This is a genomic window from Rhodococcus sp. BS-15 (genome assembly GCF_000813105.1).
Lineage (GTDB): Bacteria > Actinomycetota > Actinomycetes > Mycobacteriales > Mycobacteriaceae > Rhodococcoides.
In genome coordinates, this window is sequence record NZ_BAOX01000025.1 from 1 (window position 1) to 20,300 (window position 20,300).

12 protein-coding genes and 2 pseudogenes are annotated in these 20,300 nt (G+C 63.9%); 3 read left to right on the forward strand and 11 right to left on the reverse strand.

Annotated features, from left to right (window positions below; genetic code table 11):
* The 9 genes and pseudogenes from RHBS_RS05470 to RHBS_RS05510 all read right to left on the reverse strand — a co-directional run.
* A pseudogene (locus tag RHBS_RS05470) lies at positions 1-436 on the reverse strand (glycosyltransferase family 1 protein); the annotation flags it as partial.
* Positions 437-487: 51 nt separating this feature from the next.
* Positions 488-1,750, reverse strand: coding sequence for a hypothetical protein (locus tag RHBS_RS05475; RefSeq protein WP_237669018.1), 1,263 nt, complete (start codon positions 1,748-1,750; stop codon positions 488-490).
* Positions 1,737-2,846 carry a glycosyltransferase gene (locus RHBS_RS05480; RefSeq protein ID WP_121869421.1) on the reverse strand — a complete coding sequence of 370 codons (1,110 nt, stop codon included), beginning with the start codon at positions 2,844-2,846 and terminating at the stop codon, positions 1,737-1,739. The genes RHBS_RS05475 and RHBS_RS05480 overlap by 14 nt, the downstream gene beginning before the upstream one ends.
* A complete protein-coding gene (locus RHBS_RS05485; RefSeq protein WP_128645042.1) occupies positions 2,836-4,101 on the reverse strand; it encodes a hypothetical protein in 1,266 nt (421 codons plus the stop codon). Before RHBS_RS05485 ends, RHBS_RS05480 begins: the two co-directional genes overlap by 11 nt.
* A gap of 240 nt (positions 4,102-4,341) precedes the next feature.
* On the reverse strand, positions 4,342-5,757 hold the full coding sequence (locus RHBS_RS05490; RefSeq protein ID WP_237669019.1) for a flippase: 1,416 nt from the start codon (positions 5,755-5,757) through the stop codon (positions 4,342-4,344).
* Between the two features lie 111 nt (positions 5,758-5,868).
* Positions 5,869-6,920: pseudogene (locus RHBS_RS05495) on the reverse strand (glycosyltransferase family 4 protein).
* A complete protein-coding gene (locus tag RHBS_RS05500) occupies positions 6,830-8,203 on the reverse strand; it encodes an O-antigen ligase (RefSeq protein ID WP_121869426.1) in 1,374 nt (457 codons plus the stop codon). The pseudogene RHBS_RS05495 and the gene RHBS_RS05500 overlap by 91 nt, the downstream one beginning before the upstream one ends.
* Positions 8,204-8,243: 40 nt before the next feature.
* A complete protein-coding gene (locus RHBS_RS05505; protein ID WP_237669020.1) occupies positions 8,244-9,680 on the reverse strand; it encodes a sugar transferase in 1,437 nt (478 codons plus the stop codon).
* A 222-nt stretch (positions 9,681-9,902) separates the two neighbouring features.
* Complete coding sequence (locus RHBS_RS05510) at positions 9,903-10,610, reverse strand: GAF domain-containing protein (RefSeq protein WP_121869427.1); 708 nt, start codon at positions 10,608-10,610, stop codon at positions 9,903-9,905.
* A gap of 430 nt (positions 10,611-11,040) precedes the next feature.
* Between RHBS_RS05510 and RHBS_RS05515 the strand changes: the two genes are divergently transcribed.
* Together RHBS_RS05515 and RHBS_RS05520 are read left to right on the forward strand one after the other, a co-directional pair.
* Positions 11,041-11,898, forward strand: coding sequence for an endo-1,4-beta-xylanase (locus RHBS_RS05515; protein WP_237669023.1), 858 nt, complete (start codon positions 11,041-11,043; stop codon positions 11,896-11,898).
* 43 nt (positions 11,899-11,941) lie between these two features.
* Entirely contained in the window at positions 11,942-12,862 is a 921-nt protein-coding gene (locus RHBS_RS05520) for an alpha/beta hydrolase (RefSeq protein WP_128645044.1), read from the forward strand.
* Here RHBS_RS05520 and RHBS_RS05525 read toward each other — a convergent pair.
* Positions 12,856-16,989: a bifunctional nitrate reductase/sulfite reductase flavoprotein subunit alpha gene (locus tag RHBS_RS05525; RefSeq protein ID WP_128645045.1), complete on the reverse strand. Its 4,134-nt coding sequence runs from the start codon at positions 16,987-16,989 to the stop codon at positions 12,856-12,858. The genes RHBS_RS05520 and RHBS_RS05525 overlap by 7 nt on opposite strands.
* Positions 16,990-17,248: 259 nt before the next feature.
* On the opposite strand from RHBS_RS05525, the gene RHBS_RS05530 reads away from it, so the two are divergent.
* A complete protein-coding gene (locus tag RHBS_RS05530; RefSeq protein WP_128645055.1) occupies positions 17,249-18,442 on the forward strand; it encodes an Ig-like domain-containing protein in 1,194 nt (397 codons plus the stop codon).
* A 20-nt stretch (positions 18,443-18,462) separates the two neighbouring features.
* Here the strand turns inward: RHBS_RS05530 and RHBS_RS05535 are convergent, their stop codons facing one another.
* Positions 18,463-19,185, reverse strand: a complete 723-nt coding sequence (locus RHBS_RS05535; RefSeq protein WP_237669021.1) for a M23 family metallopeptidase — start codon at positions 19,183-19,185, stop codon at positions 18,463-18,465.
* Between the last annotated feature and the right edge of the window lie 1,115 nt (positions 19,186-20,300).

Here is a 20,300-nt window from a genome sequence, read left to right on the forward strand (position 1 = left end):
GAACGGCGGGCCGCGCGAACCGCACCACCACGCGCTGCTTGGCAGAGGTCATGGTGTCGTGGACGAGCCACGACGCACCGCGCGCGGGACGGGCCAACCGTGCGACCGGGAGCGCGAAGAGTGAGTTGACGACGGTAGTGGTGCCCGGTGCACGGGCAATCGTACGTACCGCGCGGGCTGCGGTGACCCACCTCGCCAGCATGCGTGCCGCCGCGACGCCTCGGGCGGCTCCTCGTTCACCGCCGAGCCCGAGCTCGCCGATGGCGATGTGTCGCGTCGTCGCGGGTACTCGATCGGCCAGAGGGCCGGTGGGACAAGCGATCACAGTGTCATAGCCGCGGCGCTCGGCCTCGTCTATCAGATCCAGTAGCACCTTCTCGGCACCGGAGACCTGCCCGGTGTGGGCGAGGAACAGCACTGTCGATCCAGAGGTCATGATCGAGCTCCGTCTGTTCTGTGAGGGTGATTCGACATCGGTATTCCTACGTCAGAATGCATCTCGGAGTAGCGCGACGGGGTCATCGCACATGCGCCGCAGTGCTGCGTCCACCACATCGACGTCGATCATCTTGCTGCAGAACGATGCCGTGTACGTCCGCCCACCTGCAATCTCGGCAATGAGCATCGTGCAGCCGTCCGGGCCGTCGGGCTCGAGTGATGCTGCCAGCTGTGGGGGTCGCCCGTCGTCGGCCCAATCGAGGTGGTCGAAGACGCGCAGTCGCCCGAGGTCGCTGACGGCCAGCCTCAATGTTTCGGGAACCTCGACGACAGAATTGTTCTGCGAGGGAGCAGAAGGCCGAACTCGCGACGCAGCATCGCGCAGCAGTGACATTCCCAATACCGCTATGGGCCATCCCGATTCGATCACCTCACGCATTGCTCCAGCGATACCGGCGGGCGTCGTGCCCGAAGGGAGGCGAAGTGGAATGCCGACGGCAAAGTTCCCGTGCGAATTCTGTTGCGCCGAATCGAGATAGCGTCGACTGTTGAACAAGACCATGATGTGCTCGGCGACGTCGACGCCCTCGGCCCGAAGAGCCGCACTCCACAGCGCGATCGAGATCGACGCGGCGGTCGCTCCTGGCATGTGCTCGGCCGTCCAGTGCTTGAGTTCGTCCACACGGGCTGAGCTCATGTATCCGGCTCGGCTGACTTTCGCGGCTTCCCAGTTCTCGATTCTGCGACGGGGAGCTGACTCGCTGTCGGCCTCGGTTCGGTGGCGACCGCGCAGCTTCCAGAAGTCCGCCAAGGTCTTCGGGTTTCGAGAATAGTGTCGCCACAACGCTTTCCATGTTGCGCTCGCCGGTAGTCCTACCGCGAGCCCGGGGACCAGTGCCCCGTCGGCATCGTCGCAGAATGCCGCCAACATCATGACGCCGATCTGGCCGTCCCCGATTCCATGCGAGTAGTCGATCGCGAGATGGTCATCGAACACGACCACCTCGAGAGGACTGCGTTTCCCGTCTCGGGATCGAATGTCGGTGAGCATCTTGCCCAGGTCGTCCGTGGGATCGGTGCTCGCGGAGACGTTGTCACCTGCGATGTCGGTTCGGTAGCGCCACTGCCGTGCGTCCGACCGCGGTTCCACGGCGAGGTGTGCCTCGGTATCGACCTGTTCGGCGGCCGTGAGCGTTCGTCTCGTGCGTCCGACATCGAGACCACGAACGGGGCCGACTGCGGTGACTATTCGGGTATCGGCGAAGACACGATCCAGCGCAGTTGCGCGGTATCGACGCTCAGCGGACGGCATCGACTACCTCCTGCATTCGACTGCGGAAATTTGCCCGTGAAAAGCCCTCCGCCCACGCGCGAATGGCAGCGCGGTCGTAGTCTCCGGGGTCGAAGGAGCGCATGGCCTCGGCAAATCCGGCGATCACTTCGGCGTCGGAGCCCGGAGCCACGTGCACCCCGGTCTTTCCGGGTACCACCGAGTCCATGGCACCGCCGTCGCCCAAGGCGATGACGGGTGTTCCGGTTGCCATGGACTCGACGGGGACGATGCCGAAGTCCTCCACTCCCGGCATCAGCAGAGCACGTGTCGTTCGATGAAGCTCGAGAAGCTTCTCGTGTGAAACTCGTCCCAGGAAGGTCGTTTTGGGTCCGGCCAGTTTCCGGCAGGCGTCCATCGCCCGGCCGTCTCCGGCCACCACGAGGGGAACGTCGGCCTCGGCGGCCGCGCGCACCGCGATGTCCGGACGCTTGTAGGGGACCAGGCGTCCCGCGAGCAGGAAGAAGTTCTCTCTCTCGACAGACGGATCCGGTGTGAATCCCTCGGTGTCGACGGGAGGATGGACCACCAGGGCGTCGTCTCGGCCCCACCAGTCCTCGATGCGACGTGCAACTGCAGTCGAATTGGCCACCACGGTGGTCAGTTTCGGTGCGGCAGCGATCTCGCATCGACGGGCAACGGCCGACAGTGCCGTCAGTATCGCTGCTCCGGCTCTACCGCCCCCTTCGCCTGCGCGTAGTTCGGGGTCCCAGGCCCACCGTGCCGGGCTGTGCACGTATGCGATCACCGGGGAGTCGGTGGCGAACACCGCTTGCGTCGCAAAGGCGTGATGGCTCACGACGACTGCATCGAAACCGCTGAGGGGCATGCGCCGAAAGGCCAGCGGCATCATCGGAAGGACGGGCGCGTAGGACCGCTGCCCCAACGCGTCGTACACCCGATTCAGGCTCGACGTGTGCACCTCGCGGCTGATTCCTGCCGGAACCCCGGAGGGCCGAGAGATCGGCGCGAACACCTCGGCCGCAGGCCAATGCAACGCGAGCTGTTCGATGACGTGCTCGGATCCGGCGATCTCGGTGAATCTCTCGTGTACGACGGCAATTCTGTCAGCTGGCATGGCTTCGGCCTTCCGGCGCGATCGTTTGAGTGGTCTGTTCCACCCGTCGAGTCGAGTCCTTTGTCTGCAGGACCAGGTGCACGGGAATGTCGAAGTCGTCGAGCCGCCGCAGTGCGGCGGTTGCTGCCTTCTTGTCCCGTCCACGTCTCGACACCAGCACCACCACGGTCTCGACGTCGCCCACCTCTGTGTGCTGCCACCACTGCTCCGACAACCCGAATTCTGCGGTGGCGCGGCGATGTTCGGTTGTCCGATTCTGATCGTGAGTCGACTCCGACACGGCACCCTCGCCGACCAACAGGACGATCACGCTGTCGCCCTTGGGTGCTGCGTGTCGAGCCCCCCTCGAAGCGGGTCGATCGCCGCGCTCGAGTGCTGCGATCCGCGCAGCTACGGCGGGCGGCACCGTGTCGCCCGCCGTCGGGTCGAAGTGCGCTCCGTATTTGCGAGACACCCGACGGGCCCAGGAGCGAGAGGGCCTGCGTCCGAGACGTCCTCGCAGCAACACGATCAGTTCGGCCGCGACGATGAGAGCAGCGAGCGCGGCGACGAGTGCCTCCGAGACCGGTTTCGGCGACACCGGCGTTGTGCTCTGCTCGGGGTTCGACAGCACGACCAGTCGATCTCCTCCCGCAGCAGCCTCGACTTCGCTCAGGCGGGTGCGTAGTTCGGCCAGTTCGGACACGGCCGCGGCCCGGCTCGGGTCGTCGGCGGGGAGAGCGTCCACTCGCGCCTGTTGCGCGTCGATCGAGGACTGCGCTTCGTCCGTTCGCTCTCGAGAGTCGCGGATCGCGTTGGCAGTGCTGGTACTTGCCATGGTCGACACCATCGTTCGAGCGAGATCTGCGGCGAGCTCGGGAGAACGGGTCGTCACCGTGACGGTCAGCAGTGCGGGCGAGGTGCCGGGGGAGAGTTCGACGCTCGACGCCAGCTCGGCAGCGTTCAGTCCGGAGTCGACCTGCGCGAGGACCTCATCGAGCACACTGCGGTCGGTCGCCAACTCGACGAACGGTGCGCGCATCTGCTCGATGAACGCGTCACCGGGAACGAGGCTTTGGACCGGTTCGATCTCGGCCACGACCGACGCGGCGTACTGCTTGTCGGTGAGTTCGCTTCTGAGGTAGAACACGCCTGCGCCGACCAGCGCAGCAATGATCACGGCGGGCAGCAGTGCCCGGCCGAGTTCACGCATGTGTCCCGCCAGATCGATAGGTGGGGGGACGTCACCCCGGTGTACGGCATCGTGGACGGACATCAACCGCGTACCCTTCCGTCGTCGATGCGAGCGGACGTACCGCTTCGGAGATTCGTGGAGCCGACAGGCTCGATGATAGCCGGGCCCGAGTGCCGTCCGCTTAGCCGTGCCGCCCGTGAATGGAACTGCACATCAACAACATTCGAAGAACAAGCACGACGGTCTGCTGCATCGACGAAACCCGACTGCGACTCCGCAGCGCACGGTACGAATCGGGCGATGTGTCCGTTGTGCCGGTGGTCATTCGGAACGCGCACGGTGACGTCCTTTCTCGGCCGAACCCGGCACTGGTGACTCGACGAGTCCGATGGCGACGAACACGTAGAGCACGCTCGCGACCAGCAGCGCTGCCGCGACCGAGACGAGCAGCCACAGGCCGGGATGGTGTTGCACCAGGAACCAGCCGCCGACCGTAGTGCCTGCGGTGACCACGACTGTCACCGAAATGGACTGCACTGGAAGCAGTCTCGATATGGGCATGCTTCGAGAGATCACGATCCACAGCAGGACGAGAGTGACGCCGATCGTCACGACGGTGGAGATGGCAGCCCCGTCGTACGACATCCGCGGGATCAGGAACAGGTTCAACCCGACGTTCAGGGCCAGACCGACCAGTGCCACCACGGGGTAGTGTCGCTGCATTCCGGCCGACGCGAGCAGAAAAATTCCCAGCATCACCAACGACATCAGCGCCGCACCGATGACGAGCAGACGGGCTGCGTGAGCTCCGTCGACGAACCGTTCGCCGTACAGCAGGCCGATCAGCGGCTCGGCCGACGGTACGAACGCCGCGACAGCCATTGCGCCGAAGAGTGCGAACAGCAGTGCGGCCGAACGTGAGCGTGCGCGAAATGCGGTGGTGTCGTGGGGCCACGACGCGACGAGTAGGGTGCTGATCGGTGCCACCGCCGCCAAGACGAACGTGTCGATCATGTCCGAGAATTTGTACCCGATGGAATACAGTCCCACGGCCTCGAACGTGTCGAGCAGGCTCAGCATCAGCATGTCGATCTTGAGCATGGCGATGGTGAGTGCGAAGCCGATCGCGAGAGGCACGGCCTCCCTCAGATAGGGCCCCCAGCGATGAATTTCGATGTGGCGCGACGGTCGCAGGCCCATGGAACGGTTGCCGATGCCGAAACCCTTGGTCACCAACTTGAACACTTCGTTGGCCACGGCCGGGAGAACGAAGATCAGCAGGGTGGGGGCCAGCACGGCCGCCAGCACGGTCAACGCCAATTGGATTGCTTGTCCGGCGCTTTCGGCAACGGCCACGAGTACCAGACGGTGGCGACTCTGGAAGAGCACGCTCAATGCGTGACCCGGCGTTGCGAACACGACCACCAGTCCGCCCACCACCGTCGCGAGGACCACTTCGCTCGGATACTGCAGCAACAGAACGTATGCGACGGCCAGCACGTACCCCACCAACCCGAGGACGGTACGCAGAGCGAGAAACGACGACGCCGTTCGACCGATTTCCTCGGGATCGTCGTCCATCAATTTCGCGAGCACGACGCGTCCGACCCCCAGATCGGTCACGACGGACATCAAGCCGAGCAGCGCGAAGACGAAGCTGAACTGGCCCCACTCGTCCGGTCCGAGGGACCTCGCGACGACGACGCTGCCCACCCACCCCAGCGTCGCGATGATCACTCTGCTGATCAGAACGGGCAATCGTCGCTTTGGCTGCGGCTTTCGGATCCGCTGCGATGGCGCGGTAGTCCGGGGGCTGCTCGGTGCCGTCGAGCGCAAACTCCTCGGCCATCAGACCATGCCCGCGGCTCGATACGCGTTGGCGGTGAGCTCCGCCGTTCGACGCCAGCTGATCTCGCTGGTGGCAACGGCCGCCGCGTCGACGAGAGCTGCGCGGGCAGCCTCGTCGAAAGCGATGGGTTTCATCGCCTGTACCCAGTCGTCGACGTTCTCCGACTCGACGAGAACGGCACCGTCGCGGACGACGTCGGGGAGGGCACCGACGGCACTGGCGACGACCGCACCGCCCGAGGCCATCGCCTCGACGGGCGGGAGCCCGTAGCCCTCGTACCGAGAGGCGTATGCAGTGACTGTCGCGGCAGCGTAGAGGGCAGGCAGATCCTCGACATCGACATACCCGAGCCTCGGGAATTGCGGGGAGCGAGGGGACCGGTCGAGCCCGCCCCGGCCAGCAGACACGGCATTCCGAGACTCTCCGCTGCGTCGGCCACCAGCTGAACGTTCTTGCGAGGCTCAACCGTTCCGACCTGCATGACGAAACGGTCCGGCAAGTCGTATTTGGATCGAACGACGTCCACCCGGTTGTCGGTGGGGACGGTGGCCCACGCTGCGGGTGCCAAACCGACCACTGTGGCGTCGCGCCCGCTGACCGCCTTGATTCGATCGGCGGTGAACTGCGAGACCGCAATGAGCAGATCTGCGCGGCGCAGTGCGCGCCGTACCAGTCTCTGTTCACCGAGCGCGCGAAATCGACTCGAGGCCGACGGCATGTCGATGACCGAAAGGTCGTGCACCGTCGCGACTGTGAAGGCCTTGGTCAGGAACGGCAGGTCCACGTCCAGACCGTGCACCACATCGCAACGACCGACAGGAAGGGCCCCGAGCAACGCACGAGCTGCACCGCTGGTGACAGGCCGCTCCATGGCCGTGACCGAGGGCGGGAGCTCACCGACGGCGTCGCGCTGCACCGACGCGGCGAGATCGGCATCGGGTAGGCAGTGCGGTAATTCGTTCAGGAGCTCGCGAATGTAGGTTTGTACTCCGCTTCCGCCCGGCCGGAGGGCGAGCGCCCCGAAAACGATTCGTGTTGCGCTGCTGCGCATCCCACCACTCCTAACAAGAGCCAGAAATAGACATCGATCGGAAATATCTCGAAATACGTCGAGACGAGACTGGCGAACATGGCTGCGACGATCGAGGCACCGACACCGAGTGCCAGCGCACCGTCGTTGCCCGGTAGCGCCCGGGACAGGCGGGTGCACCACAGCAGCGACGTCACGAGCAAGGCGACCACCGCCCACAGGCCGATCGGTCCGAGTTCGAGCAGTGCCTTCACGTAGTAGTTGTCGGGCTGGTAGTTGGTCGAGAGCCCCGATCGCGTGAACGCGACACCCTCGGCGGTGGAAATGCGGTCTGCCGCAGACCCACTCGATCCCAGCCCCGTCCCGAACGGATGAATCAGGATGCTGGCGATGATGTTGGCCCATCCGTCACCGCGCTGACCGAGGCTGCTCGACGAGAAGAACACCGATGTGATGTTGGGGACGAACGGAACAGCCGCGGCCACCGCGACCGCGGCCACCGCCAGGGGTGCGGCGAGATAGCGGAAGCGGACCGCGATCAGGTAGATCGCCCCCACTGCGAGCCCCAGAATGGCTCCGCGCACGATCGAACTCGACATGGCGACCACCATCATCGGAGTAGCCCACAGGAACAGCATGTTTCGCCGCCGGCGCGGATCGGCGAGTGCGACCGCACCGCCCACGAGCAAGGCCAACATCACATACAGCCCGAACGGGAACGGCAGGTTGAACGTGCTGAACGTGCGGAGCAGTCCACCCGAGGTTCGGACCTGTGTGCCGTATTCGTACCCCAACGACACCAATGCGGCCGGTCCGGCCAGGAGTTGTGCGATGCCCACCGCCGAGGTGAACACACCCATCCCCATGAGAACGGAGACGAGGTGGTCGCGGTCCATGGCGTCGAACGGTGCAAGCCACATGACGACCACCAGCAGGATGTAGAAGAAGGTCACCTTGATGCCGAACACGCCGACGATCCCGAACGTGGCGAACGCAGACACGCTGCCGAACACGACGAAGACGACGGCCGCGGGCCACCACGGCATGAACACCCGAGGCGTCGAGCCATGAACGTGTCGGGGTCGGCGCAACCACGCGCACAGAACCGTGAAGACGACCAGGCCTTCCTTCCAGCCGGACACCACCCCGGGGAGGGGAATCAGAACCAGAAGGCCGTGCAGTGGAACCAATCCCGCCAACAGCAACACTCCACGTTGCGGCCGACGGTAGATGGCCGAGGCGACCGCGCAGCCGAGCGCGAGGACGACCGCTGCGCCGAAAGCGAGCGCAACGTACGTGATCACGGGGTGATCCGAACGTGGTCGTGTTCGGCATGGACCACGATCAGTCCTCGGCGCGTTTCAGCACGGCCAGAACGGTGAGGAACAGGATCTTGACATCGAGCCACACCGACCAGTTCTCGATGTAGTAGTTGTCCCACTCGGCGCGGTCCGCGATGGACGTCTGGCCGCGGAGGCCGTGAACCTGAGCCCATCCCGTCACGCCCGCCTTGACTCGGTGCCGCTCCCCGTACCGACGGATCTGCATCTCGAACAGGTCGACGTATTCGGGTCGTTCCGGGCGCGGACCGACCAAACTCATGTCGCCGCGAAGTACGTTGAGCAGCTGCGGAAGTTCGTCCATCGAGGTCTGTCGCATGATCTTTCCGATGCGCGTTCGTCGGTCGACACCCTCGACACCGCCGGGTGCGTCCCCTGCCTTTCGCTCGAACTCGGCGTCGGACGCACGTGGAGGCCGCATGGACCGGAACTTCAGACAATCGAACGGCAATCCGTCGCGGCCGATTCTCTCCTGTTTGAAGAAGATCGGGCCAGGTGAGCTCAGGCGCACGAGCACCATCAAGGTCAGGAAGACGGGGGAGAGCAGCAGCAGCCCGAACGCGGTCAGAACCCGATCCAGAAGTCCTTTGACAGCGAACTGCCATCCCTTGGGGTCCACATGCGGTAGCACCATCAACGGCAGTCCGCCGATGTGCTCGACGCGGGTGTTGACCCCGACTGCGTCGTACAACCTGGGTACGACCCACACTCGCATATCGAGTCGATGCGCAATCCTGATGGCGGCGATCAACTCTCGGTCCTCGGTCGGTGCGAACGCGACGATCAACTCCTCGGCACCGGTCCTCCGCGCAACTGTTTCGAAATCGCTCGGGAGTCCGAGGTGAGGCAAGCTGGACACCTCGCTGCTCGAAGGGATGTCGGCGACCGGTGCCTCGCCCACATATCCGATAGGTACGAGTCCGTACTCGGGGAACTGGCGCATCCGCGCGGCGAGTTGATGGGCGATGGGATCGTTACCGACGACGATGGTCGGTGCGGCACATCCGTACTTGGCACGCATGACGCGCTGAAGCACGACCCGGGCGAGACGGGCGAGGGCTATCGTGACGGCGCTCAGCAGCCACAGTCTCAGCACGATGGCGCTGGGTCGATAGACGGTGTCGGACAGGAACATCGTGACGAGCAGAGCCAGTGACGCGAAGGCGACGGCTGTTTCTGCCGGCCCGATCTCGTCGAGAAAGTTGCGCCGGAGGCTTCGTCGGTACATGGATTTGCCGGCGAGGACGCCGATCAGCAACGGTACGAACAGCCAGGGAAGCAGCCCTGAATCGGTGAGACTGCCTGCGTGCCACAGCAATGCTCCGACCACGGCGACGATGGCAGCGAGCGAATCCAGTGCAACAGTGACCCCGGTGTGCCATGGATCGACTCGGAGTCGGTCGGCAATAGCTCGCGGTACGGCAGACGAATCGGTTGTCACCGGACGAGGCCGAATTCGCGCTGGTTCCAATATTTGGGGCACAACCACTTCCGGGGGGGCTCGGATCGATTCGGATTCGGATTCGGATTCGGATTCGGATTCGGTAAAGATATCCCAATCAATTCATACCCACACAGGTGCGTGCTAACAATCGAGTCACGCAAAAAAGACCGAGAGTTTGTTGAGAGTCCCGATCAAGGAACGAATATTGATTCGCGCTGTTTATCCGAGTATCCGCTCGCGAATGATCCAGGCAAGGTCCTGAAGAATCTGAACGTGACCGGTCGTCCATTGCCGTGGTCGCTGATCCCACACGCACACAGTGCCAACCGAATGACCGTCGTCGTCGGTGAGTGGAACGCTGAGGTAGGAGACCAACATGTTCGCCTGTACCGAGGGATGGTCCTTGAGCACGTCGTGCAGTCGCACGTCCTCGACCACCAGCGGCCGACCGGTGTCGATCACGTAGCGGCAGATCGAACCTTCGAGAGGAACCTCCTGCGCGCCATCGAGTTCCGACGGAAGCCCGACGGCGCTCTTGAAGTACTGACGCCTGTCGTCGAGGAGCGAGAACGCAGCCGAAGGGGCACTGAGGGCGTCGGCAACCATGGTGACGACTCGGTCGTATGCGGCGTCGGAGCCGGTGTCCATCAGCCCTGTTCGAGCCACTGCAGCAAGCCGATCCGGGTCGTCGATCGGAGTGCCGAACTCTCTGGTGGCCTCGTCTGTGCCGACACCGTTCTCGGTACTGTCCTCCAAAGCTCTGAGCAGCGCACCGACCTCGGAATCGGGATCCTCGGACAGTTCCCGCACGATTCGATCGACAACAGCTCGCCGAATGTATGCCTCGGGAGACTGACCTGATCTGTCCGCCTGTCGGGCGAGCACATCGTTCAGGCGGTCGTCGAAACCGGGAAATCCTGTCGTCATTGTCCAGATGGTAGTACAGGAAGAGTTGTCATACCGACGCTCGAGTCGGTGGATTCCGCTATTCGGATTTCCGGGGATGTTGCGCAGCGAGGAGTGAGACAAAGTAAGCAACAATAGAGTTTTGCCCGTACCCGATTTCTGAATCAAGGCAGTTGCTAGCATCTGCCGATGAAACGGAGTTCACCGCGGCGAGTGATTGCGGCACTGGCGGTCGTGTTGTTGTCGCTCTCTGCCGGGGCGGTGCCCGCTTCTGCATCTGTCCTGCGGGAGCAACAGGCGTCGGTCGGCAGCCCCCCCTTGTGCGCAGCAATCGGACGCGGTCCGGATCGGAGTATCACCCGGAGCAACCATAGGTGCTCTGTCTGCTGCGGATCTCGATCGGGAACTCACGCTCGCCCGTGACGCCGGATCTTTCGCGGTTCGTCTCGACATCGATTGGTCTGCCATCGAGTCGACCCGGGGCAGATTCGATTGGAGTCGAACAGACCGGGTGATCGATGCTGTTGTGGCCCAAGGGATGTGCGTGCACGGCATCATCGCGTACACCCCGAGGTGGGCGCGAGTAGCCGCTGCCGTCAACGATTCGCACTCCCGTCCTGCGAACCCTGCCACCTTCGCGGCGTTCGCCAAGACTGTGGTTCAGCGCTACCAGAGCCGGATCGAGATATGGGAGGTGTGGAACGAGCCGAACATCGTGACGTTCTTCAAGCCTGCCCCCGACGTGACGGCGTACTCGACGCTGATCAAAGCGACCTACACGGCGATCAAGCAGGTGCAACCCGATTCCACCGTGCTCGCGGGCGGGATGGCACCCGCCGAGGACAAGGACGGCAACATCGCGGGTACGTCGTTCCTGTCGAAGATGTACGCGCAGGGATCGAACACGTACTTCGATGCCTTCAACGTTCACCCGTACACGTGGCCCTACCTCCCCAACGACCCCAGCACGGCGTCGTGGAACACCGCCATGAAGATGTGGTCCATGCGAGACACCATGATCGCCGGCGGTGACAGCGGCAAACAGATCTGGATCACCGAATTCGGAGCCCCTACGGGGACGTCACCCAACAGTGTCAGCGAGCAGACGCAATCGGACAGCATAGGGATCGTTCTCGATGCCGTCCTCGGCAACGACTGGCTCGGACCGGCCTACGTCTACAGCCTCCGAGACGCCGGTTCCGACACCGCCGACACCGAACAGAACTTCGGTCTGGTGCACAGAGACTGGACACCCAAGATCGCCTACGGACGTGTCGACGCCTACGCCGCGGAGCATTCCGGTCGGTAGTCGACCTGTTCCACCGTCGATCGGAATGGGCTACTGTCTGCGCATGAATTCGCAGCCGGGGGGCTCGATCCCAGATCGCATCGATGTGACGTTCGATTCGCACGGCGAGGCCTGCGCGGCCTGGCTCTATCTTCCGACCGGCACCGGCCCCGCTCCGGTGATCGTCATGGCGCATGGACTCGGCGGAACTCGGGAAATGCGGCTCGACGCCTACGCGGAGCGCTTCCGCGCCGCCGGGTACGCCTGCCTGGTGTTCGACTATCGCTACTTCGGGGCGAGCGGCGGCGAGCCACGGCAGCTGCTCGACATCGGATCCCAGCTGCAGGACTGGGCCTCGGCCATCGCCCATGCCCGCTCGCGTACCGACGTGGACAACTCCCGAATCGTGTTGTGGGGCTCGTCGTTCGGCGGCGGTCACGTCATCGTCGCCGCCGCCCGAGATCAGCAGGTCGCTGCAGTGATCTCGCAGTGCCCGTTCACCGACGGGATCGCCTCGGGACTCGCGTCGAACACCTGGACATCGCTGAAGCTGTCCGGCCGCGCGCTGGGTGATCTGGCCGGATCGGTGGTCGGTCGACCGCCGCTGATGGTGAACACGGCCGGACGACCTGGAACGACCGCACTGATGACCTCGCCCGACAGCTACGACGGTTACCTGGCGCTCGCGCCGGACGCCGACGAGACGTTCCACAACCGAGTCGCAGCCAGAGTCGCGCTGCATATCGTGCGGCACCGGCCCGGGCGTCGGGCAAAGGGCGTTCGCTGCCCCATCCTCTTCGTCGTCTGCGAGACGGACTCGGTCGCGCCGGCGAAAGCCACTCTGCGCTACGCACGGACGGCACCGCACGGAGAGATCAAGACCTACGACGCCGGTCATTTCGAGATCTACCTGGGTGAGGCGTTCGAGCAGGTGGTGGCAGACCAGGTCGAGTTCCTGACTCGCACGGTTCCATCGACTCAGTAGACGTCGCGTACGTAGCGCTTCTCTGCGGCAAGGGCTTTGACGTAGGCCTCGGCGCTGCTCGGGGCGAGCTTGCCGTGCTGTGCCACCACGCCCTTCAGTGCGGCGTCGACGTCCTTGGCCATCCTGGACGCATCGCCGCACACGTAGAAGTGGGCACCGCGGTGAATCCAGTTCCACAGTTCGGCCCCGTGCTCACGCATCCGATCCTGGACGTAGACCTTGTCCTTCTGATCGCGCGAGAAGGCGACGTCCAGGCGGTTCAGCGAACCGTCGCTCAGCATCGCCGTCAGTTCGTCGCGATAGTAGAAGTCCGTGTCGGCGTGCTGTTCACCGAAGAACAGCCAGTTGTGGCCGGTGTGCCCGAGTGCGCGACGCTCGTGCAGGAAGGCGCGGAACGGGGCCACCCCGGTACCCGGGCCCACCATGATCATCGGGGTGGTGGGATCGTCCGGCGGCTTGAAGTGCGAGGTCTTCTGCACGAATATCCCCACATCGTGGTTCGACGCATGGTCGGCCAGGTAGGTCGAGCACACACCGCGCCGCGGAACTCCGTGCACGTTGTACCGCACCGCCGAGACGGTCACCTGTACCTCGTTGGGATTCTCCTTCGGACTCGACGAAATCGAGTACAGCCGCGGCTGCAACGGTTTGAGAACTCCCAGCCAGTCGTCCACCGAGGCCCGAACCGGATGGGCAGCAAGCACATCGATCGACTGACGACCCCACATCCAGTCGGACAACGCATGCCTGTTGTCGGGATGCAGCATCGCCTCCAGGTCGTCGTCAGCGGTTCTTCGGTGGACGAACTTCAGTAGATCCGTTGTTGCACGGGCAATTTCGAGGTGCCGGCTCAGCGCCGTGCGCAGCGGCATCGAGCCGAATCCAGCGAGATCGACGGCCGCATCGCTGTCCAGGCCGGTGGCCGCGAGCCATTCGTCGACGTAGCCATCGCTGTTGCGCGGCCACACTCCGAGCGCGTCGCCGACCTCGTACTCGAGGGTCCCGTCGGGCAGATGGAACCCGAACTGGCGGACATCCTTGACCGATCCGCGTGCGGTCAGTACCCGATTGCGTACGAGGGTCGTCACCAGCGGTGACTTCTTGCTGTATCGCTCCGGCTCCGCTCGGGTCTGCGGAACGGTGCGCGCGGACTCCACCCGTGTTTCGTCGGCGGCGGTGTCGTCATCGCGCCGAAGCAGATCGGCCACCGCATCGAGCCACGCTGCCGCCTCGCTCTCGTAGTCGGGCTCGCAGTCGACCCGCTCCAGCAGTCGCCGGGCACCCAACTCGGTGAGACGCTGGTCGATCCTGCGTCCGTGGCCGCAGAAGTCCGCATAGCTCGAGTCGCCGAAAGCGAGTACGGTATAACGGATTCCCGAAAGCGTCGGCGCGGACTCGGCTACGAGGCTGTCCCAGAACGTCGCACCGTTGTCGGGCGCTTCGCCGTCACCGGTGGTACTGCTGACTATCAGCACATCGGCCTCGGCGGGCAGACGATCGACGGTGAACGTATCCATCGAGTGTTCGGCGATCGTCAGGCCGGCTCCGCGCAGGTGGGACAGGCAGGACTGGGCGTACTCCTCGGCGGTGCCGGTCTGCGAGGCCCAGAGCAGCAGCACCGGGCGTCGCCCGGCATCAGCGGTATCGGCCGAGACGCCGGGAGCAGCGCCGTCGGTGTCGGGTACACGCGAGAACAGGCCAGCGAGAACGCCGTCGAGCCATGCGTGGGTTTCGGGGGACAGGGGAGTCTGCGACGGCAGTGTGGGCGTTCCGGCGGCGCTGCGGCCGGCCTCACTGTCCAGACCTTCGAGAAGGCCTGCGATGTAACGCTGCTCGATGGTGTTCAGTGGTTCCGAAGGACGCGCAGGCCGGCCGACGATCGTGGCGAGTGCATCGACCGGGTCTTCGGAATGCTCGCCGCCCACTGGTGAGAGCGATGGGGCTGCAGCAACTCTGGTCAGTGTGACCGCACACGCCTTGAACTCGGGTTGTTGAGAATACGGATCGATGGCGTCGTTGGTGACGGCATTGATGGCGAGATACGCACCGAATTGGTCGTTCCAGTGGAAGGGCGCGAAGCAGCTTCCCGGAAGCACTCGATCGCTGACGACAGCAGGGAGGACGGCTCGGCCTCGGCGGGACGCGACCTCGACGCTGTCGCCGTCAATCACACCGAGCCGGTCGGCGTCGAGTGGGTGCACTTCGACGAACGGGCCGGAATCGAGTTTGTTCAGTTTCGCGACCTTGCCGGTCTTGGTCATGGTGTGCCACTGGTGCGGCAGACGTCCGGTGTTGAGCAGAAACGGGAAGTCGTCGTCGGGCATCTCCGCAGGCACCATGCTGGGCCGGGCGAAGAACTGAGCCCGACCGCTCGGGGTGGGGAAGGACAATGCGGGGATCGAACCGTCCTCGGACACCCGTTGTCGTTGACTGACCCCGTCGTTGAGGTAGCGGATCGGGTGCCGGGTGGTCGACGCGTCGGGCGGACACGGCCACTGGATCGGACTCTCGCGCAGGCGTTCGTAGGTGACTCCGCGAATGTCGTAGCCGGTGTTGGGATTCCAGAACTGCTTGATCTCCTCGAACACTTCCTCGGCGCTCGCATAGGTGAAGGCATCGGCATACCCCAGCGCGCAGGCCATGTCGGCGATGATCTTCCAGTCCGGCAGCGCACCGCCCGGTGCCTCGACCGCCGGTTGGAACAGCGTGAGGTTGCGTTCGGAATTGACCATCACTCCGTGCGCCTCCGTCCACAACGCGGCGGGCAGCATCACATCGGCGTAGTCATTGGTTTCGGTATCTGCGAACGCATCCTGAGTGATCACTAACTCGGCGCGCTCGAGACCGTCGATCACCGTCGTTCTGTTGGCCACCGAGGCAACCGGATTGGTGCAGATGATCCAGCAGGCCTTGATCTCACCGGCAGCGAGCTTGGAGAACATCTCGATGGTTCCGCCGCCGACGTCGGTGCGCAGCGTTCCGCGCGGAACGCCCCATCGATCCTCGACGAATTCGCGGTCGGCCTCGTTGACCACTGCTCGCTGTCCCGGCAGCCCGGGGCCCATGTATCCCATTTCTCGTCCGCCCATGGCGTTCGGTTGTCCGGTCAGGGAGAACGGGCCGCTGCCGGTCTTGCAGATGGCACCGGTCGCCAGATGGAGGTTGCACAGCGCGTTGGTGTTCCAGGTTCCGTGCGTCGACTGGTTCAGGCCCATCGTCCAGCAGCTCATCCAGTTCTCTGCGCCGCCGATCATCGCGGCAGCGGCTCGCAGGTCTTGCTCGGCGAGACCGGTTGCGGCGCAGACTTTCTCCGGGGTGTAGTCGTCGAGGAATTCCGGCATCGCGTCCCACCCGTCGGTGAACTCCGCGATGAACTCCGGGTCGATGTCGCCGTTTTCCACGATGAGCGCCAGCAGACCGTTGAGCAGCGCCAGGTCCGAACCCGGCTCGAGTTGCAGATGTAGGTGGGCCTTGTCCGCGGTGGCGGTGCGCCGCGGGTCGACGACGATCAGCTTCGCGCCTGCCTTGACGCGGTCCATCATCCGCAGGAACAGAATGGGGTGACAGTCGGCCATGTTGGAGCCGATGACGAAGAACACGTCGGCGTGGTCGAAGTCCTCATAGGACCCGGGTGGGCCGTCGGCTCCCAGTGATTGCTTGTATCCGGTTCCTGCGCTCGCCATGCAGAGTCGGGAGTTGGATTCGATCTGGTTGGTGCCGATGAACCCCTTGGCCAATTTGTTCGACAGGTACTGAGCCTCGATCGACATCTGGCCCGACACGTACAGCGCGAGCGCATCGGGGCCGTGTTCGTCGATGATGGTTCGCAGTCGCCGGGCGGTGTCGTTGATAGCCGCCGAGGTGTCCGTGCTCTCCGGGTGCTCGCCGCGGCGGTGCCGAATCTGGGCCTTCTCGAGCCGTCCGGGACCGGCGAGCATGTCCGCGGTGGTGGTCCCCTTGGTGCACAGCCGGCCGAAGTTGGCCGGGTGAGACTTGTCGCCGACCGATTTGGTGACGACAGGCCTGGTCGGAGCGGCATCGGAGGACGTGGGCGGGCCGCCGATCTCGAGCACCATGCCGCATCCCACGCCGCAGTACGCGCAGAGTGTCTTCACCGTGGTGACCATGGATTCCACAGTGCCCGGCCCAGGGTGCGCCGTCATTACACGTCAGTTAGCCGGATATGACGTTGTCCTCACCGTGCTGCGCAAGGGGCGGTGATGTCCCGCCCGGCAGCCGTGGAAAGCGGACGAAAGGTAACACGAACTTCCCGGTATGCGATTGGTACTCGAACGTTACTCATCGAACGGGCTGTCGAGTGGAGTGTCCGATTTTCCGCTGGCACAATCGTCCGAGTCGGGCTCGAAGTGGGAAGTGGTGTGGTTCATGAGGGTGTATCGCGGATTCGTACTCGCCGCGGTGGGAGTGGTTGCTTCGGTGGCAGTCCTGTCGGGATGTAGTTCTGCCTCGGACATCTCCGAACCGTCGGTGCCGATCGATTCCAATCCGATGACCGAGCTGATGAAGCCGAAGCTGACCTCGAGCGTCCTCGACGGTGCCGTCGGATTCTCGCCGGCCGACCCGGTGACCGTCTCGGTCGCCGACGGCAAGTTGTCCTCGGTGACGATGCTCAACCCGGAGGGCGAGCCGGTCTCGGGAGCGATTTCGCCCGACGGATTGTCGTGGACCAACACCGAACCGCTCGGCTACGACCGCGAGTACCGCGTCCAGGCCGACGCATACGGACTCGGGGGAGCGTCGAGCACGGTATCGAGCTTCACCACCAGCCAACCCGGCAACTTCACCAAGCCCTACGTTCTGCCGAACCCGGGCGCAGTCGTCGGAATCGGTCAGCCGGTCGCGGTTCAGTTCGACGAACCGATCACCGACAAAATTGCCGCGCAGAACGCCATCACCGTCACCACGACGCCTGCCGTCGAGGGTGCGTTCTACTGGGTCAACAACTCCGAGGTTCGCTGGCGTCCGCAGAACTACTGGGCACCGGGGACCGAGGTGGATGTTGCGGTGAACGTGTACGGGCGCGATCTCGGTGACGACATCTTCGGCCAGGAGAACGCCACGACGTCGTTCACGATCGGTGACGCCGTCATCGCCACCGCCGACGACAACACCAAGCAGGTGACGTTCAACGTCAACGGCCAGGACGTGATCACCATGCCGACGTCCATGGGCAAGGACAGCACCCCCACCGACAACGGCGTCTACATCATCGGCGACCGCTTCGAGCATCTGGTGATGGATTCCTCGACCTACGGGGTGCCGGTGAATTCGTCGAGCGGATACCGCACTCCGGTCGACTGGGCCACGCGGATGTCCTACAGCGGCATCTTCTTCCACTCCGCACCGTGGTCGGTGGGACAGCAGGGCTATTCCAATGCCTCGCACGGGTGCCTGAACCTGAGTCCCACCAACGCGAAGTGGGTCTACGACAACACCAAGCGCGGCGACATCGTCGTCGTGAAGAACACCGTCGGTGGAACGCTGTCGGGTACCGACGGTCTCGGTGACTGGAACGTCCCGTGGGACGAGTGGAAAGCCGGGAACGCCACCACGGTCTGAGCGGACTCGGTTCGGCCGATCTAGCTTCGGTCGCGAGTTTGGTACAGCGAGGGATCGATGCCCAGGGTCTTCAGGTACGCCACCGGTTCGATGCTCGAACCGTTGTTGCGTACCTCGAAGTGCAGGTGCGGTCCGGTCGAATTTCCGGTGTTGCCGACTGCGCCCAGGACGTCGCCCGGTGCGACTTCGTCGCCGACTGCGACGGCGATGCTGGACTGGTGGCCGTAGTAGGTCTCGGTGTTGCCGCTCTTGACCCGGACGAGCTTGCCGTAGCCGTCGCCTGCGTCTCCGGCTTGAACGACGGTTCCGCCGGTCACCGCGTGGATGGGGGTACCGCTGTCCGCAGCGAAGTCGACGCCCTGGTGGTACTGCGATCCGTTGCCGGTGGGGTTGTTGCGTCCGCCGTAGCCCGAGCTGATGCGGTACTTGCCTGCGTCGATGGGGAGCACTGCCCCGCCCAGACCCACGGTCGGAGGCGCGGTCGGTAGTTCGATCTCGGGTAGGTCCGCGGTGGACGGTACGTCGGCTGCGTCGGGTGCCGTGAGTACGTCGCTGTCGAGGACGATGGCCGCGACCTGGTTGATGAGGACGCCGGTGGCGTCCAGAACGGCGGCGAGAATAGCGGCCCGTTGCTGCGCGTCGGGCTGCGGTATCGGGATCTGGGGGAGTTCGATTGTGGGTTGAGCGGTGGCCACCGCTGGGCTGAGCAAGCCGGTTGTGCCGATGCACAGTGCTGCCGACAAGATCGAACCCGCTATGACTCTGTGCATTCTGCGACCCACGAAAAGCCTCCTCGTCTGCGTCTTCCGCGCACCGTCGGATGGGTGCGCGCAGGACGTAAGAACATGTTCGGTGACGCTTCGGGGCACGCTGAACTCACGTAGCAAAAAACACATGAATCACATTGGTACTTTTCTTCCCCAAAAGTGCCATTGGTAACCGTACGTCACATCAACCCCACAGGAAACCTGAAAGTTGAATTACAACAACGTAATTCGAGGTCAGGGTGGATGCGTGAGTGACGGGGTGGCCCTCGGGGCTGGGGAATGAATACACAAAAAAGGCCGGTCTCGCGAGGAGACCGGCCTTCTTCGTATGGGGTGAGCGACGGGACTCGAACTCCCGTTCCAGCAGAAACGTCGCGATACATGCCGGATCAGATCCTCGCGTTGAGCAGCGCTTCTGTCGCGAAGGTAGTCCGCGAACCAACATCTGTGTACACAAGAATGCAACAACGGTATTGCATGAGTCGTTGCATCGTGCGCATCATTTCAGCATAGTTAGCAACCTGAACCGACACCGAGGTTTCGCTACGGATGTTGCTCTGTTGTCGTCCTGTTTTGCCGGGCTTGTGCTCACGTTCCCCCCTATTAAGAAGGGGGGGAAACGTGATTGCTGTGCGTGTGATTGGCGTGTGTGTTGCCGTGATTGCTTGACCTGGGGTTATGCAGTGGGCGTGATTGGGCGTGATTGGTTTGTGTGTGTTTTGGGCGTGTTTGGGTGCGTGATTGGCTGACCTGGGGTTTTATGGTCTGGCGTGATTGGGCGTGATTGCTCGAAGGGGGCATGTTGTGTCAGTGAGACGGTGGGTCGCGGTGAGCTCAAGGGCGACAGTCGTCCTTGAGCATTCGAGGCGTGATGCTTTCGCACTGTCCCGTTGTTCTGCAATTCGCTCTCTTTTGCGAAATCGGTAGGACTAGGCAGGCTTCCTTCACCTCCAGTGTTCGACTGGAGGTCGTCTCGTTGCCCTTTCCTGCGAACATCTCCACGTTGCTGCCCCTCGCGAATGGCAACCCCCAGGCCGCGCTCTGTCCGTCGTAGAAACTCGGCAGCATCGAGCTGTAGTTCCTTGCCGACG

Excerpts from the sequence above, each read along its gene's own strand:
- RHBS_RS05475 (WP_237669018.1), bottom strand. The coding sequence starts at position 1,750 with ATGCCGTCCGCTGAGCGTCGATACCGCGCAACTGCGCTGGATCGTGTC.
- RHBS_RS05480 (WP_121869421.1), bottom strand. The coding sequence starts at position 2,846 with ATGCCAGCTGACAGAATTGCCGTCGTACACGAGAGATTCACCGAGATC.
- RHBS_RS05485 (WP_128645042.1), bottom strand. The coding sequence starts at position 4,101 with ATGTCCGTCCACGATGCCGTACACCGGGGTGACGTCCCCCCACCTATC.
- RHBS_RS05510 (WP_121869427.1), bottom strand. The coding sequence starts at position 10,610 with ATGACGACAGGATTTCCCGGTTTCGACGACCGCCTGAACGATGTGCTC.
- RHBS_RS05520 (WP_128645044.1), top strand. The coding sequence starts at position 11,942 with ATGAATTCGCAGCCGGGGGGCTCGATCCCAGATCGCATCGATGTGACG.
- RHBS_RS05525 (WP_128645045.1), bottom strand. The coding sequence starts at position 16,989 with ATGGTCACCACGGTGAAGACACTCTGCGCGTACTGCGGCGTGGGATGC.
- RHBS_RS05530 (WP_128645055.1), top strand. The coding sequence starts at position 17,249 with ATGAGGGTGTATCGCGGATTCGTACTCGCCGCGGTGGGAGTGGTTGCT.